The sequence below is a fragment of the Thalassoglobus neptunius genome (assembly GCF_007859735.1).
In the GTDB taxonomy this organism is placed as follows: Bacteria; Planctomycetota; Planctomycetia; order Planctomycetales; family Planctomycetaceae; genus Thalassoglobus; species Thalassoglobus neptunius.
Window position 1 is genome coordinate 351990 of the sequence record NZ_SIHI01000001.1, and the last position, 16146, is coordinate 368135.

General features: G+C 51.3%; 14 protein-coding genes. 8 read left to right on the plus strand and 6 right to left on the minus strand.

Annotation, left to right across the window (positions count from 1 at the left end):
* Positions 1 to 136: 136 nt before the first annotated feature.
* Positions 137 to 1030, plus strand: coding sequence for a nucleoside triphosphate pyrophosphohydrolase (mazG, locus tag KOR42_RS01390; protein WP_146506835.1), 894 nt, complete (start codon positions 137 to 139; stop codon positions 1028 to 1030).
* Positions 1031 to 1093: 63 nt separating this feature from the next.
* Here the strand turns inward: mazG and KOR42_RS01395 are convergent, their stop codons facing one another.
* Complete coding sequence (locus KOR42_RS01395) at positions 1094 to 2734, minus strand: sulfatase family protein (protein ID WP_231740579.1); 1641 nt, start codon at positions 2732 to 2734, stop codon at positions 1094 to 1096.
* Positions 2735 to 2763: 29 nt separating this feature from the next.
* Here KOR42_RS01395 and KOR42_RS01400 point away from each other — a divergent pair, with 29 nt between their 5' ends.
* From KOR42_RS01400 to KOR42_RS01410, 3 genes are all read left to right on the plus strand, one after another.
* Positions 2764 to 3885 carry a GDP-mannose 4,6-dehydratase gene (locus tag KOR42_RS01400; protein ID WP_146506837.1) on the plus strand — a complete coding sequence of 374 codons (1122 nt, stop codon included), beginning with the start codon at positions 2764 to 2766 and terminating at the stop codon, positions 3883 to 3885.
* Between the two features lie 151 nt (positions 3886 to 4036).
* A complete protein-coding gene (locus KOR42_RS01405; protein WP_197440767.1) occupies positions 4037 to 5380 on the plus strand; it encodes a hypothetical protein in 1344 nt (447 codons plus the stop codon).
* Between the two features lie 92 nt (positions 5381 to 5472).
* A complete protein-coding gene (locus KOR42_RS01410; protein WP_146506838.1) occupies positions 5473 to 5655 on the plus strand; it encodes a hypothetical protein in 183 nt (60 codons plus the stop codon).
* Between the two features lie 91 nt (positions 5656 to 5746).
* Here the strand turns inward: KOR42_RS01410 and pdxR are convergent, their stop codons facing one another.
* On the minus strand, positions 5747 to 7252 hold the full coding sequence (pdxR, locus tag KOR42_RS01415) for a MocR-like pyridoxine biosynthesis transcription factor PdxR (protein WP_146506839.1): 1506 nt from the start codon (positions 7250 to 7252) through the stop codon (positions 5747 to 5749).
* Positions 7253 to 7444: 192 nt separating this feature from the next.
* Between pdxR and KOR42_RS01420 the strand changes: the two genes are divergently transcribed.
* Positions 7445 to 8635: a cupin domain-containing protein gene (locus KOR42_RS01420; protein ID WP_197440768.1), complete on the plus strand. Its 1191-nt coding sequence runs from the start codon at positions 7445 to 7447 to the stop codon at positions 8633 to 8635.
* A gap of 96 nt (positions 8636 to 8731) precedes the next feature.
* On the opposite strand, the gene KOR42_RS01425 is transcribed toward KOR42_RS01420, so the two are convergent.
* The 3 genes from KOR42_RS01425 to KOR42_RS01435 all read right to left on the minus strand — a co-directional run bounded on the left by KOR42_RS01425 (position 8732) and on the right by KOR42_RS01435 (position 13936).
* Positions 8732 to 10831: an MFS transporter gene (locus KOR42_RS01425; protein ID WP_231740580.1), complete on the minus strand. Its 2100-nt coding sequence runs from the start codon at positions 10829 to 10831 to the stop codon at positions 8732 to 8734.
* Between the two features lie 303 nt (positions 10832 to 11134).
* Positions 11135 to 13000 carry an AI-2E family transporter gene (locus tag KOR42_RS01430; protein WP_197440769.1) on the minus strand — a complete coding sequence of 622 codons (1866 nt, stop codon included), beginning with the start codon at positions 12998 to 13000 and terminating at the stop codon, positions 11135 to 11137.
* Between the two features lie 384 nt (positions 13001 to 13384).
* On the minus strand, positions 13385 to 13936 hold the full coding sequence (locus KOR42_RS01435) for a hypothetical protein (protein WP_146506842.1): 552 nt from the start codon (positions 13934 to 13936) through the stop codon (positions 13385 to 13387).
* Between the two features lie 505 nt (positions 13937 to 14441).
* On the opposite strand from KOR42_RS01435, the gene KOR42_RS01440 reads away from it, so the two are divergent.
* On the plus strand, positions 14442 to 15263 hold the full coding sequence (locus KOR42_RS01440) for a linear amide C-N hydrolase (RefSeq protein WP_146506843.1): 822 nt from the start codon (positions 14442 to 14444) through the stop codon (positions 15261 to 15263).
* A gap of 40 nt (positions 15264 to 15303) precedes the next feature.
* On the opposite strand, the gene KOR42_RS01445 is transcribed toward KOR42_RS01440, so the two are convergent.
* Complete coding sequence (locus KOR42_RS01445; RefSeq protein ID WP_390620829.1) at positions 15304 to 15507, minus strand: integrase core domain-containing protein; 204 nt, start codon at positions 15505 to 15507, stop codon at positions 15304 to 15306.
* Between KOR42_RS01445 and KOR42_RS01450 the strand changes: the two genes are divergently transcribed.
* Together KOR42_RS01450 and KOR42_RS01455 are read left to right on the plus strand one after the other, a co-directional pair.
* Entirely contained in the window at positions 15436 to 15627 is a 192-nt protein-coding gene (locus tag KOR42_RS01450; RefSeq protein WP_390620830.1) for an integrase core domain-containing protein, read from the plus strand. The genes KOR42_RS01445 and KOR42_RS01450 overlap by 72 nt on opposite strands.
* A 126-nt stretch (positions 15628 to 15753) precedes the next feature.
* Positions 15754 to 16131, plus strand: a complete 378-nt coding sequence (locus tag KOR42_RS01455; protein ID WP_146506845.1) for a hypothetical protein — start codon at positions 15754 to 15756, stop codon at positions 16129 to 16131.
* The last annotated feature ends 15 nt before the right edge of the window (positions 16132 to 16146 follow it).

A 16146-nucleotide genomic window follows, 5' to 3' on the forward strand; every position in this document is an offset into this window, starting at 1 on the left:
TGGGCGAGAGAGCAAACACGACGGATGAAGCCGATGCTCACGTGAAAGCAGCATGCGCTCAACGACATTGACACTCCGGTCGCGATGCGGCCCAAGGTTCGAATCCAAAACTTTTCCTTGAAACGATTGAGAATTTATGCCGTCCAATCCCCCACCCGGAACGCCTCCGTCTGAGAAAGAAGCGGGAGAAGCGTTCGTTGAATTGTGTCGCGTGATCGCGAAGCTGCGTTCGCCGGAGGGGTGTCCCTGGGATCGAGTCCAGACTCTGAGTTCCATCAAGCCCTACACGCTCGAAGAGACATACGAACTTCTGGAAGCGATTGATTCCGACGACAACGAAGCCATTCAGGAAGAATTGGGTGATGTTCTCCTTCAGGTCGTGCTCGATGCTCAGATTGCCGCCGACGAAGGACGATTCGGGATTATTGAAGTCGTCGAATCCATCACGAAGAAGATGATTCACCGGCATCCTCACGTATTTGCAGATGCTCAGGCGGAGTCAGCGGAAGATGTCCGTGTTCACTGGGAGCGTCAGAAATCCCAAGAGAAGAATGAGCGAACGTCGGCGCTCGACGGCATTCCGGTCGACTTGCCTGCCCTTGCGAAAGCTGCGCGCATTCAAAAGAAAGCTGCACGCGTCGGCTACGACTTTCCGCATCGAGCGATGCTGTTGGACAAGCTGCGAGAAGAAGTGGACGAACTGATCGCCGAACTGTATCCAGACGGCGATGTTCCCGACATTCCAGCTGCGGTCGACATGGAACCTGTTCCGGATGAGCCCGTCGAAGACTCCGAACGACGGGACCGGATCGAAGGTGAAATCGGCGACGTTCTCTTCGTGATCGCGAATCTTGCTCGACGATGGGACATCAATCCCGAAGAAGCATTACGCCGATCGAATCGAAAGTTCGCGGGCCGTTTTCAACATATTGAAAAAGGTTTGGCGGAACAAAAGAAAACGATTCGTGATGCCACTCTGACAGAAATGGAAGCTCTTTATCAGGATGCAAAACAGCTTGAACGATCCTGAGTCACGCCTGAGTCACGGGTGTCGATCTTGACGTTCGATCGACACCCACTCCACTCAGAAGGATCAGTTTTTGTTCTGCTGACGATTTCGTTGGCGTTGGTTCGGAGACCGTTGCTGCTGGTTGGTTCTGGGTTGCAAAGACGGAGGATTGGCTTCGACAGATCCGGTGTCGTCGGGAACTTCAAGTTCTGACTGCAAACGTGTGACTTCCATTTTCAGCTCGGCAATCTTCTCTGCGTACTGAGGTTCGGAATAGATGTTCGTCATTTCCGACGGATCTTTCTCCAGATCGTAAAATTCCCATTCATCAATGTTGTAGAAGTGGATGAGTTTGTAGCGACCTGTTCGGACTCCGCAATGGCGACGAACCATATGTGCGGTCCGGCGATCGTTCTGGAATTCGTAATAATGATAGTAGTGCGACTTTCTCCAATCCTCTGGTGACTCACCTTCGAGCAACGGAACAAGGCTTCTGCCCTGCATATCGTCCGGAACTTCGACACCAGCGATGTCAAGAAATGTTTCGGCGAAGTCGACATTGGAAACAAGATGCTTGTCTCGAGATCCCGGCTTGACCTTGCCTGGCCAGCGGACCATCAGCGGCTGACGGTAGGACTCTTCGTACATGAAACGCTTATCGAACCAGCCATGATCTCCAAGATAAAATCCCTGATCTGAGCTGTAGATGACCACAGTGTTATCGGCCAGTCCCGACTCGTCCAGCCAGTCGAGAACGCGGCCAATGTTGTCGTCGACGGATGCAATACAGCGAAGATAGTCTTTGATGTATCGCTGATACTTCCAACGAACAAGATCTTCGCCCTGGAGGTTCGCCTTTCGGAACGCTTCGTTCTTGGGGTCGTAAGCGGCATTCCACACTTCCAGTTGTTCTTCGTTCAGATACGGTGGTGGGACGAGTTTCAGGTCACGGGCGGTCATCGTTTTTTCGATGGTCATGTCCTGTTCATGCGCTGCCCTGCCTCGTGTGGAATAGTCGTCAAAGAGGTTTGATGGCTCAGGAATTTCGACATCGTCGTACATGTGCAAATAGTCTGGACCAGGAGCCCATTCACGATGCGGCGCCTTATGTTGATACATCAGCATGAACGGCTTCGACTCGTCTCTCTGATTCTGGAGCCATTCCAAAGCAAGATCGGTGATGATATCCGTTGTGTATCCAGTGTATTTGACACGCTCCGGATCTCCGCTTCCGTCTTCGTCTCGCAGCATTGGGGGATTATAATAGGGGCCTTGACCAATGAGGACTTCCGAGTAGCTGTAACCCTGAGGAGGCATGTGTTCGCCAAGGTGCCACTTTCCAATAACCGCTGTTTCATATCCTGATTTTTTGAGTAACTTGGGAAACGTCTGCTGTGTTCCGTCGAACTTATTTCCATTTGTCAGGAACCCGTTAATGTGGCTGTACTTTCCAGTTTGAATGACAGCCCGACTCGGACCGCAGATCCCGTTCGTACAAAAGCAGTTTTCGAACAGCATTCCTTCATTGGAAATGCGATCCAAATGGGGAGTCTTGTTGATGACGGACCCATACGCGCTGATCGAATGAGATGCGTGGTCATCAGTGAAGATGAAAAGAATGTTCGGCCGGTCCGCTGCCCCGGCTTCGTCGTTCGAGAGCGGAACAAACAAACAGAGAGAGAGAATTGTGAGACAAATCAACTGTCTCATAGAGTGGTGAAACATGGCGGGATACATCTCCAGTGATGAAGTGATTGGACTTTGTTGATCCGAATCCCGATCATCCGAACTCACTTCCGAATGGTCAAGAGACCTGCGGAGCATTCGAATATGATCCATTGAACTTGGGAGAAGATTCACGAGTGGCCAAAGTCGCACTGATCACCGGAATATCCGGACAGGATGGACTGATTCTCGCTGAACGGTTGATTCGAAACGGTTACGTTGTTCACGGAACAAGTCGTCACTGTTCGACTTCGCTCGTTCAAAAAGTTCGCAACTTTCTCATCCAACAGCACTCAACAGAAGAAATCGATCAGCAACTCAGGCTGATCGAAAGTTCTCTTCTCAACGCAGAAGCCGCTAAGAAACTGATCGATGAAGTTGCGCCCGACGAGATTTATCATCTCGCTGGACAAAGTCGAGTGGGACGTTCCTTCGAAATTCCCGTCGAAACGTTTGAAGCCAACACACAATCAACATTGAATTTGCTCGAAGCTGTTCGGAAGTCAACGTCGGATCACAAGCCTCGTTTTCTTCTTGCGGGAAGTGCAGAAATTTTCGGCGGCAGCGACGAAGCACTTCTTTCAGAAACATCCCGCTATGCTCCGCGCTCGCCCTATGCTGCTTCAAAGTTGAGTGCACAGATGCTCGTCGAAACGTATCGGGAGAGCTATAAATTATTTGCCTGCACGGCAATTCTCTTCAACCACGAATCCCTGCTTCGTACTCCCGAATTTGTCACAGGAAAGATTGCACAAGGTGTGGCGAGAATTGCACTGGGTCTGGATCAAAAACTGGTTCTCGGCAACTTGAATATCGGCCGCGACTGGGGTGACGCTTCGGATACTGTCGAGGCGATGAGGCTGATTCTCAGTGCTTCGCATCCCGAAGATTTTGTGGTCGCTACCGGAACATGGCGATCACTGACGGACTTCCTGGATGCGGCATTTCGGGTCGTTGGCTTGAACTGGCACGACTATGTGGAAACCAGTTCCGAATTCCTTCGTCCGGTCGATACTCCGCGACTCGTCGGAGATGCTTCAAAGCTCCGATCGAAACTCGGTTGGAAGCCCCGCAGCGAATTCACAGAAATGGTGGAACAAATGGTCCGACACTATCTTCAAGTCGAACGAGGTACTGCTTCCATCGAGTAGACGGCGTAGCAACATGATCGCCAGAAGAGGTTCTTGGGAGGGCCAGGCCCTTCATTCTCAATCTTTGGGAAATCAACAAAGAGGATCGCGAACTGGCGACTGCGCCCTAAAATGGATAACGAGGTCTTATTTTATTTGCAGGGATTTTCTCGTGAAGATTCATTCGAGGTTCGGTCGCCTTCAACTGTTGATGTTTCTGATCATCTGGCTGGGCCTTTCAGTCGAAGCCTTTGCTCAGATGGACTTTGACGAGCCCCCGATTTCCTATTCAAGTGCCCCGACAGACAACCCCATTACGAGGCTTCAAAAGCGACTCGCTGACCACGACGTCACTTTGCACGGCGAGAATCCACGCGATTATCTGGCATCGTTGCTGGATGCTCTCGACATTCCGAAATCGTCTCAAACCCTCGTCTTTTCGAAAACGAGTCTGCAACTGAGAAAGATTTCTCCGCAGCGACCTCGCGCAATTTACTTCAACGATTCGACGTATGTCGGATGGGTGCAGGGAGGCGATGTGATCGAAATTTCGACAGTCGATCCGGCACTCGGAGCGGTTTTCTACACTCTGTCGAATTCGATGCCCAAACGACCGGAATTCGTCCGCGACCAAGGACAATGCCTCGCATGTCATGAGTCATCTCGAACACATCGAGTCCCCGGACATCTGATGCGCTCTGTCTTCGTGGATAAAACCGGGCAACCCCACTTCGGGTCCGGAACTTATACGACGACTCAGTCGAGTCCGGTCGAGAAACGCTGGGGAGGATGGTACGTCACCGGCCAACATGGGGCATTGCGTCACATGGGCAATGTCATTTCCAATCGGAACGACCGGCTTGAGACACTCGACCGAGAGTCAGGAGCAAACGCGAATGACCTCTCGGACTTCCTCGATGTCGATCCGTATCTTGAATCGACGAGCGATATTGTCGCGCTGCTTGTGCTCACTCATCAGTTAGAAATGCACAACCTGATCACGCGAGCGGTTTACGAAACTCGAAGCGCAGAACATTACGACACGATCATGAATGCCGCACTCGACCGGCCTGCCGACCATCGAAGCGAAAGCACAGAACGAAGAATCGCTTCTGCCGGGGAAAAACTTCTTCAGTGTTTGTTGTTTGCGGACGAAGCCCCGCTGGAAGATGCCATTCAAAGCAACGGACGTTTTCCGGAGGAGTTTGAATCGCGCGGCCCGTTCGACAATCAGGGACGGTCACTCCGTCAGTTCAAATTGAACGGGCGACTCTTTCTCTATCCCTGCAGCTATCTGATCTATTCAGAATCATTCGATGCACTTCCGCTCACAGCCCACTCGTATGTCTGCAGGCGTTTGCGGGAAATTCTCAGTGGCGAGGACACTTCCGGCAATTTTGGCCACTTGACCGAAGAGGATCGATTAGCAATTTGGGAGATCCTTTCAGAGACAAAGCCTGAACTTCTCAGAGCTTCGGACGATCAGTACAAGAAAGTGCCCGCGGACGCTGAGTGAATGCGTGTGCTCTCATGTTGTCCGATGAGCTGCGCATCAGTAGTCTCCCGGCTCGAATCAGGAATCGCCGCCGACCGTTCAAGGATGAACCAATGCTGATCTTCTTTCAAACTCTCGTGCTGATGGTCTCAACCACCACAGTTCCATATTCGGCAACTCACTGTCAGCCAGCGATGTATCAGCTCGACAATGTCGAAACTTTCAATGGAGAAAATATCGAGCTGATCGATTTCCAGAACACTGAAGACAACTTCACAGAACTCTCAGGCAACTGACTGACGCAGGTTTCGAAAACTCTCTCGAGGGAAATTTACGCTCATCTCGAACAGCGAGCCCCTGCGAGCGGAGTGAAACGTTCCGAATCGCCTAGCTGCCGTGAAATTCTGTTGCCCAGTTTTTGAGAGCCTGTTGTGAGCATTTCTTTTCGTAAGCGGCAAATCCGAGAATGATTCCCCGAGCGGAATCCGATTCCGGGTGAAGAGCGTACGAATTGACCAGATGAAACTGGACTTCGGCCCGCTCCGCTGCGGCGATCAGTCTCTGCTCGATCTTCTTTGTTCTTCCGAAAACGACCAGATGCAACCCTGATTCCGGCAATTCAACGACAACATTTTCTCCCAGGTATTCCTGTAAGCCCTCGAAGAGAAAGCGTTGACGTTCCGCGTAAAGTGTTCGCATCCGACGCAGGTGCTTGACGAAGTTTCCACTTTCGATGAATCGATGCAACACCATTTGCGGCAGCGGGGAAGTTCCCCTGTCCTGCAGCCACTTCGCCATCGCAAATGTCTCTGCCAATCCACGCGGGACAACGAGAAACGCGAGTCGAATCGATGGAAAAAGAACCTTGCTGAAGGTGCCCATGTAAATCGTTCTTCCGGTCGGATCGAGACTGGTGAGTGACCGGTGTGGACGTCCGTTGTATCGGAACTCCCCATTGTAATCGTCCTCCACAACCCAGCTTTTCGACTCCTGTGCACGAGCGAGCAATTCGAGCCGCCGATTCAAACTCATGGTCATTGTCAGCGGCCACTGACCTCCGGGTGTGACGCAGATCATACGTGGCGAACGTCTTGACTTTGAGGTTGACTGTGCGACGGACAAATCAAGTCCTTCTCCGTCCAACGGGATCCCTTCGATCTCCGCCCCAGACAATTGCAACAAGCTGTTCGCTGGAAGATTCCCCGGTTCTTCGACCCAAACGACATCTCCCGGATCAATCAGCAATTGACCGAGAAGCATCATGCTCTGCTGTGAACTCGAAGTGATCACGACCTGATCGGGAGAACATTCGACACCTCGCGAAAGCCCCATATATTCGGCGATCGATTCTCGAAGCGGACGATATCCAAGTGGCTCGCACAAGACGAGATGCTGGCGTGTCCATCGGGACTGTTCATTCGTCAGTCGATTCCAGACATCGACCGGGAATTCATCCACAGCAGGCACGTGCGGAAGAAACGGACGTACCTTCTGAGAGCTGAGGATGACAGGGTCTGCCTGTTGAGCGAGTGCCTTTCCAACGCTGGAAAGTTCCTCAATCCCGATGTCAGAAAACTTCTCCGGAGCAGGCTTGGCGATCTTGTGTTCGAACGTTTCGGGAAGCACTGTCGCGACACGCGTTCCGGAGCCTCCACTCGACTTCAAATACCCTTCTGAAATCAACTGGTCATAAGCGGTCAACACGGTATTGCGAGAGACGTTGAGAAGCTTCGCGAGATTTCGACTCGATGGAATCTTCGCACCGGCAGGCAAGAGCCGATCGACGATCGCACTCCGAATCTGCTGTTCGAGCTGAACGTACCGATGAACCTGGGACTCATCATCGAGATGAATCGCTTCGAATTCGAAGCTTTCCTGCTTGCGATTGACCATGATCTCAACTGCAAAAGTGGCCCCACCCGTTTCCAAAAATGTGGACCTTCCGGAGGTCCACTTAGTTTTTAGAATCGTACGCAATGAATCGCATAAAAGCGAACGTCAATCAACGCGAGTCGCCAAAGAAATTAACCCGTCGAACTCGCAGATCTCAACCATCACCTAAATTTTCTGAATGGAGAATGAACGATGACACAGCCCGTTGCACCCATGAGAAACTCACTCTCAAGAGTCCTTCTTTCCTGTTTCGTTGCCACAGCCCTATCAGTCGCTTCAGCCCACGCTGAGGAAGAGACAACAAGTCAACCATCTCAGAGCACACACGCAAAAGTGCTGGGTGCGGACAACCTGAAGGGTTTGCAAGATGGAAAGATGATGACAGCATCTCTGCTTGAAGTAACGGTCCCGCCGTTGGGGTTTAGCCCGCCGCATCGGCATCCCGGATCTGTCACTGGCTATGTCCTCGAGGGCACTCTTGAATTCGCTGTTGAGGATGAGCCGATTCAGACACTTAAGGCGGGAGACACATTCTTCGAACCGAAGATGATCCTTCATCGCGTCTCTCGTAACCCGGATAAAACACGTCCGTGCCGCTTTCTGGTCACGATGGTCCATCCCGCTGATGCTAAACAACTCGTGATCCCGGAAAACGATTCAAGCCCAGTTAGCCATCTCCCACAAGAACGAGAAGATGTAGCCAACGAAACTTGCACGATCAGCGTTTCCGACAGCGTCAATCGTCAGGAGTTTGACGAAACACTTCCAACAATTGGAATTCTTCTCTTCGACAACGTATTGATGACCGAGGTCACTGCTCCAATCGATGTCTTCACGAAACCCGACAAGGATGGCAATCGACTCTTCAATGTGATCACCGTCTCCGAGTCCATTCAACCAGTCCCCATGGAGAGCGGGCTCCGAGTGCTTCCTGATTTCACCTTCGACGACTGCCCAAAACTGAACGTTTTAGTCGTATCCAGTTCGTATGACATGGAGCGAATCGTCGCTTCCGAGAGGATTGGCGAATTCGTGAGATCGAAAGGAAAGAGCACTGACTACACAATGAGCAACTGCGCAGGTGCCCACTTAATCGGCGAGTCAGGAATTGCCGACGGACGCAGGATCGTGACATACATCGGTGGCGGAGATCTACTCCAAAAGACGTGCCCAAGCCTGGCGGTCCAGGACGACAACACAGTCAGCTTTGTCAAAGACGGAAGATTGTTATCTTCCAACGGAAACCTTGCCAGCTACATCTCCGCTTTAAAACTTCTGGAAGAGTTAACCGACAAACAACATCGCGACTATGTTGAAGAACACTTGTATCTTCAGCGCCTGCAAGATTACGAACCTGCATCGAGAGAACAGGAAATCCAGTGAGATTTGATGCACGCACTGAAGACACGAAGCGGACTCAAGATTGTAATTGAATGTCCGATGAATGCCTTAAACTCTCGATGCCGTTCGGATCGAACGTTAAAACAACTTCTTGTGCAGAACGGTGAACAGATTGCTGAAGTCGTCCGTCCAGAGAACTCGTTCTTCGGGCGACGGCTTCACAAGTTCCATCAGATTCGGGTCAGTAAGAACTTCCGAGTCGTCGCTGGCAATGAGCCACAAATTGGGGACTTCCGCAGTTTCATCCTGAAATCCTCCTCGAGCGATCCGGAAGTCGAGCCCCACTTCTTCGGCGATGGCTGCTGCAACAGGCTTGAGATCAAAATGAAGATTGGAAATGTGAATTGCAAGCACTCCGTTCGGGGCAAGATGCCGCCGATAAACCGCAGCAGCTTCTTTTGTAAGCAGATGCGTAGGAACGGAGTCTCCCGAAAAAGCATCGAGAACGAGCAAATCGTATTCTTGATCAGGCTCCTGCTCGAGCATCAACCGGGCATCGCCGACGATCATCTCTGAATCGGACGGGCTTTGACTGAGAAAAGAAAACTTGTCCTGTGCGATCCTGACAACGGCGTCATTAATTTCATAATAGCGAAACAAATCTCCGGCACGCCCATAAGTCGACAGAGTTCCCACACCGAGACCGACAACGCCGACCTTTAACTGATCACGATGCTGATGGAGCGCAGAGAGCGTTCGTCCGACTCCCGAGTTCTCCCCGTAATAGGTCGTGGGAATCATTTGCTTCTGAGGGTCCTTAAACTGGACCCCGTGTAAAATTCGTCCATGTCTTAAATTCAGTGTCTCGGCGGAAGCATCCTCATCGTAGGCATCTTCAATTCTAAGAACACCGTAAAAGTTTCGTTCAATCTCAACAGCATCGCGGATGACTGCGCTTGCCTGTGATTGCAGAATAATCGCGACACCAATAATGACCACAAAACCACCGAGGTGTCCCCAGACTGGCATCTGATCCCGTTCTTCGCGACGGCTGTTTTCGTGGAAGTAGACAGCCATTGTAAGCACACAACAAATCACCAGACCGAAGTGCATTTCCAGGTACAGAGGAAAAATCATGGGAGCGAGAACACCGACGAACAACCCTCCACACGCACCGCCCGCAGCCATCGTCAAGTAGAAGGCTGTCAGCCGTTTCGGCTCGGGCTTCAGGCGGGCAAGTTCTCCATGGCAGACCATGCACACGGCAAACAAGCCGGCAAAGTAGACAAAGATCTGACTGGCAAAACTAAGCGCTGCTGGAAACGTCATCAGGTAGGTGACCATCGCGACACAGAATGCCCCTCCGAGCCCGTTCCACAATCGTGAATACCAGTTCTCGCTTTCGAAACAGAGAATGAAGGTGAGAAGGTACAGCGACAGTGGAACCACCCAGAGAAACGGAATCACAGCCACGTCCTGACAGACTTGATTCGTGGTCGCCAGGAGCATCACCGAAGCAATCATCGAGAGTCCGAACCATTTCCACCAACGAGACGAATCAACTTCATTCGCTGAATTCGATTCGCTTTCGCGAGCCGGAAGTTCCTGAGGATTCTCTTCGTTCCCTTCAGCGGGAAACTGAGTTGTCGCAGAAGTGATCGCACAGAGTCCGCAGAGGACGGCGAGAACCATAAATGCACTCGTCCACAGTGCTGCCTGTTGTCCCATTCCGATCACCGGTTCGAAAACGAACGGATAACTCAACAACGCCAGCAAGGAACCAAAATTGGAAAGAGCGTATAGCCGATAGGGAGAACGCCCGGGGAACGTTCGGCCAAACCAGGCTTGCAGGAGCGGCCCCGTCGTTGACAGCACAAAGTACGGAAGCCCGACCGTTACAAGCAGGACGCCGAGAATTCGAATCACGGGAGAGTCTCCCCCGACCGGTTTCCAGGAATCATTGGGAACGATCTGAATCAGGGCCGCAGCGGAAGCCAGCAAGACGACGTGAACAATCGCTTGCCACTTGGGCTGAAGTCGATCAGTCAGAAGATGTGCGTAAACATACCCTCCGAAGAGAACCGTCTGAAAAAACAGAAGGCAAGTCGTCCACACATTGGGTGTTCCGCCAAACCAGGGCAGAATCGCCTTGCTGATTAACGGCTGCACTTGAAACAACAGAAACGCGCTCACGAACACGGAGACTGCGAATAAAACTGAAGTCAGGCGTTGTTTCATCTCGTTGACAATACGATAAGCGGTCGAAGAAAATCACGGTCACTCTGACCGATCTCGCTCAAAGCTAGCTTTCGAACACAGCACAATGTTGCGAAATGTCACCACTCCAGAAGAATTCGCAGTTCCGAATCAATCAATTATCCGGATTGCAGCAGCGGATGTTGACACAGTCTTAGCCCGCGCGGCTAACTGAGTAGCTGCGGGTGTTTCGCGAGGACCGCCGATGGAAGCAAAGAATCATCCTTCGCTGCTCCCAACAAGAGATCTTTTGCCGACTTCGCGAGGAGGGGAAACTCGACCAACTCAAGTCGACGGGCTCGCCTCTCCAGCTCGTATTTTTGGATCGTAGATTCCCGGGATCGGTTCGTTGAGAATCACGACTCGCATCAGGTAGACAGCGACCGGGACTCCAAGCAAGAGCCCCCAAAGTCCGAAGAAGTGTTCCCCGATTGCAAGTATGACGAGGACCGCAACAGGATGCAGGTGCAAGACCTTGCCGACGATTTTCGGGCTTAAGAAACTGGCCTCGATGAGGTGGATCACCAGAATTCCGATGACGACCTGAACGGCAAGTTCGAGGCTTCCATCAGGTTGTAGGATTGCCTGTAGAACGATCGGAATCCCGGAGAGCAAAACGCCGAGCACCGGAATGAAACTCCCGAGAAAAACGAACGTGCAAAGCAGCAATTCGTTCCCGATTCCCAGCATCCACAGGAGAAGAAAAGAGAGAAGCGTATTGAACACCGCGATCAAAGCCTGTGCACTGAATGAACGACCGATCAGCCGTGAAAAGACGATGAGACCGGGAACGATTTCGTTGTAGAAGTGTTTCACGCGCGTCTGTTTGAGGCTGGCAAGCGACTCTTTTAGGTGCAACATGTCAAAACAGATAAACATGCTCAAAAGCAAAGCTGTAACAAGTTGCGCGGGCACTTCCAGGAGTTTGTGCAACAAGCTCTTGAGAGTTTCCCCGAAGGACTCGATGAGTTTCGGAAGGTCTTCTTTGGCGTGCTGGCGTATCGAGGCGGCCATCGGGGCCTGACTCCACCACTCTTGTGCGAGATCTCTTTGCATCGCGAGTTCGAAGTCCTCACGGGTCTCGACGGCAGTCTCGTGAGAATCTGTTTCCGGTTGCTCAGGCAAAGCTTGGGCAAATGCGTCCTTCCCTTTCGGATAGGCAGCTTTCAGCTTCATGTATGTTTCGTAAGAGAAAGGAATCGCGTCAGGATTTTCTTCTCGCTGTTGTTTGTAATATGCCTCAAACGCTTCCTGATATTCAGAGGTGTGCAGAAATGCTCTCCAACGCGAATCAGCGATTGCCTGTTCCCACTCTTTTCGTAGATCCGCAAGGACAATGGGATCGGATTCAACGTCGTCGAGAATCCGGTGACGAATCGTCTGATCGAGGCTGCCACTCTCTTTTTCATCTGCCGTTGTGAGATCCGAATCGCTTTCGTCGACTGTCTGATCATCATCAGGCAATTCCGAATGAGAATCGATTCCCCAGTCATCGAGGTACTTCTGTCGATGTTGTTCAAACAACTCGGGGGCTTTGACCTGTAGAAACCACTTGTCGAATTCCTCGCTTTCGGACTTCTCCGTGCGAACGAGTTGCTCGATCCGCCGCCGTTCACTCTCTTCGTACTCTGCCTGAAACCCGGATTTCAGATGGGCATGCAGCGCTGAAAACTGCGAGTAGTACCCTTCTCCTTGCCGTCCATCATCTCGATATTTTTTGAGGGCTGCCTGGTAGCGTTCGTCTTGCGGTCCGCCATACTCCTGCCACATGAGAACGGAACCGACCGTTCGATTGAGAATTCCCTCGAGTGCATTTTGAGGGCTGGAGAACTGCTGCCGAACCAACAATGCACGGCTTTGCTGAATAATTTGAGGGCCGATCCATAAAACGGCGCCTGCAATAAAACAAGCGATGACTGCGAACGTCCCCAACGTCAGCAATCGATCCAGCCAGACTTTTTCATGGTTCGGAGACAATCGCTTCGTCAGGGCGGTCACAATCGTCCGGACGATGTAGCAGAGGAGAAATGTTACGAAAGCGACAAAGAAGAAGTCTCGCAATTCGTAGACGAGAAATATGAAAAGGCCCCAAATGACCCAGCGCTGCCAATGAGTTCGCGAGAGAAAGATTGCAACGGAATCATCGGACATTTCTGCTCCCCGTCGAATTTGCATTAAGCGTAATACCGAACGCTATTCTGGATCACGATTCCATGGTTGGGCTGAAGGAAACGCTGAACAAATTCAATCCAGTTGTTCTTTCGGACGGATTGTCTGGCCGAGTCCCGTCGGCGTCGCTTGTTCTAGTCGCTTGCTCTGGACATTGACAACAGTTTGTCAAAAACTGGCACACTCACTCAGATGACTTCATTCGTGCGACGACTGTTTCAAGCTGGGAGACGACTTCCCGAATGAACCGTTTGAGGTCGCCGATAATACGATTTCTGCCCAAGTCAATTCCGTCAGAATCTGATCGTTTCCCAATGTAAAAATCTTCGCAAAGACGAAACGAAAAAGGCGGAGTCGACGAATCGCTCAGTCCTTGTCAGTTGAGGTCCGCTTTCGCATTTGAAAGAACACCCAAGCAGCAGCAATGATCACGGGGACCATCACGAGCCAGACGACGTATTGCTCCAGATAGCCGATCGAGATCACCATCAGCGCCAGAACAATTCCCAGCAACGCGAACATCCAATCGAAGTGGACTCCAGCCAGAAAACACGCCAGCGACAGGACAAGCAATCCAACATTCGAAGCTGATTCCCGGTTGATGATTTCTGTTCTCTCAAACAGCACGAGAATCCCGAGTACGACAAGTACACTCAGCCAGTGCAAGACTTGAGCGCGGATCATTCGCCAGACGGGAAGATCCTTTCGCCGGGCACGCTTCCATGCCCAATAAATGCTCACGCTTCCGTAGACAGCTAACAGAAAAACCCAGAACTCCCAGCTTCCTTTCTCAGACGACATGGTCAATCCCATGCCGATGAGAGCGAGCGCGAGCATTCCCGCAAAGAGAATTGCCTGAGCTTTAAAGCCCGACGAACTGGATTTGGAAGTTGTAGTGACGTCTTGATCGGTGTTCAAAGAGAGCCTCCCCACAAGCAATTGACGATTGACATCAACATCAATTGCAGCCAAATCTCGCAAACACAATTGTGTCCGTGATTCACAAACCCACCGCGACACGTCCACCAGACTATCGGTCAGAACTTGGCAGTACGAGTCTCACACAACAGAATTTTGACATAATGTCGATGCCCCAACCATGAGGTTGAAAAGAAAGTACGCTTTGACGGAATTGGCCATCATTCAAATTCGATTCAGACATCGAAATCGCGGATGAGCGAAGCGGAGAGCATCGTGGCCATGTATGCAATTTCCACTAATTACTTGCCTGCGAATGGAATCCCCGCAAAGAAGTAATCGTGAATACCAAATGCAACGACGTTGCAGAAAACGATTCGACTGATTTCCCTGCTCGTCAGGAGTTCATACAGTAGGCTTGTTCTGATACGTTCCCTTATCATGGGATGGGCACCTATTTTCCGAAAATCACTGAATCCTCGCTTCCAGTGAAAGGTAAAACTTCATGAATCGTTTGAGTGCTGCAGTTCTCGGTCTCGCATCCATTTGTTTTCTCACGTCATCGGCCGAATCGTGTTCGCGTGTCCTCTGGAATGACAACGGCTGGTCTGTTGTCGTCGGACGCAACATGGATTGGTTTGAAGATATTCGCAGTAATATCTGGATGCTTCCCAGAGGAATGGAGCGGAACGGACTTTCCGAAGAGAACCCTCTTCGATGGAAGAGCAAATACGGAAGCATTGTTGTCACCACTTACGATGTGGGAACAGCTGACGGAATCAATGAAAAAGGATTGGCCGGGCACCTTCTCTATCTCCCGGAGACCACTGTCGGTCCGCGTGATGAATCAATTCCGGGGCTGTCGATGTCGATGTGGGTGCAGTACTACCTCGACCAGTTCGCAACTGTTCAGGAAGCGGTCGATTCGTTCAAGACGAACCCTTATCAATTGCGGATGGCCGTCGAGCCAACCAGTGGAAAGCCTGCGACAGTCCATATTGCACTGAACGATCCGTCTGGTGACTCAGCGATTATGGAATGCCTCAACGGCAAGTTTCGAGTTTATCACAGTCGTGAATACGTGGTGATGACGAATCAACCCACCTTCGACAAACAACTCGCCAATCTCAAGCAGTATCGAGCGTTCGGTGGAGACAAGCCGCTTCCAGGATCGACAGAACCGGCGGACCGTTTTATTCGCGGTGCATATTACGTCGAGAATCTTCCCAAACCGAAATCGGACCGGGAAGCCATCGCTGCGATGATGAGTGTGATGCGCAACGTGTCAGCTCCGTTCGGAATCTCCAATCCCGAGCGTCCGAACTGAAATGCCCCCGAAGTTTGAACCAGGCTTATGAGAGTTGGGGTTAGGTAAGTAAGTCAGTGTGCTGGAGTGGAGGAGAAGGTGGAGCCGTAGGCGGAACCTTCTCTGGAACGGAAGCACACTGAGTCGAAAATTCGGCAGGCGTCAACCCTCCAAGAGAGCTGTGCGGACGGCGGTGGTTGTAAGTCATCCGCCAGTCCTGAATATTCAGGACTGGCGGATGACTTACAACCACCGCCGTCCGCACAGCTCTCTTGGAGGGTTGACGCCTGCCGAATTTTCGACTCAGTGTGCTTCCGTTCCAGAGAAGGTTCCGCCTACGGCTCCACCTTCTCCTCCACTCCAGCACACTGACTTACTTACCTAACCCCAACTCTCATAAGCCTGGTTCAAACTTCGGGGGCATTTCACTCTGCCGCTGCGCGGGCGGTTCAAAGTGATGTAGGCAGTTCACCTGTTCCAGATTGTAGATTCATCCGTTTGAAGGAATGACATGTATCGGTTCTCGCTCTTGTTCATCTGTATCTTCAGCCTGTGTTTTATTTTGCCTGAAGCTTCGGCTGAAGACGAATTTATTGGTGCCGTATGGCACTTGAAAGTTAAACCGTCGGGCAAGAAGAAATACGAGGATCGGGGTTTGATTCGCTGTACAACAGACGGCAAAGTCTTCATCGATGGTGTCGCAGTTGGAACTCATCGAAATACAACCAACACGACTGTTGAGTTCAAAATCGACAAAGGCGGCCCCAACTGGAACGGCGTGGGCAAAGCATCAATGATCGCAAAAGACAATTCAGTCTGGGAAGGGAAGCATGTACGAGCAAGCACGGGGGAAAAGTTTCCTTTTCGGCTCTTTCTAAAGAAAGATTGAGACGTTACCCGTTCC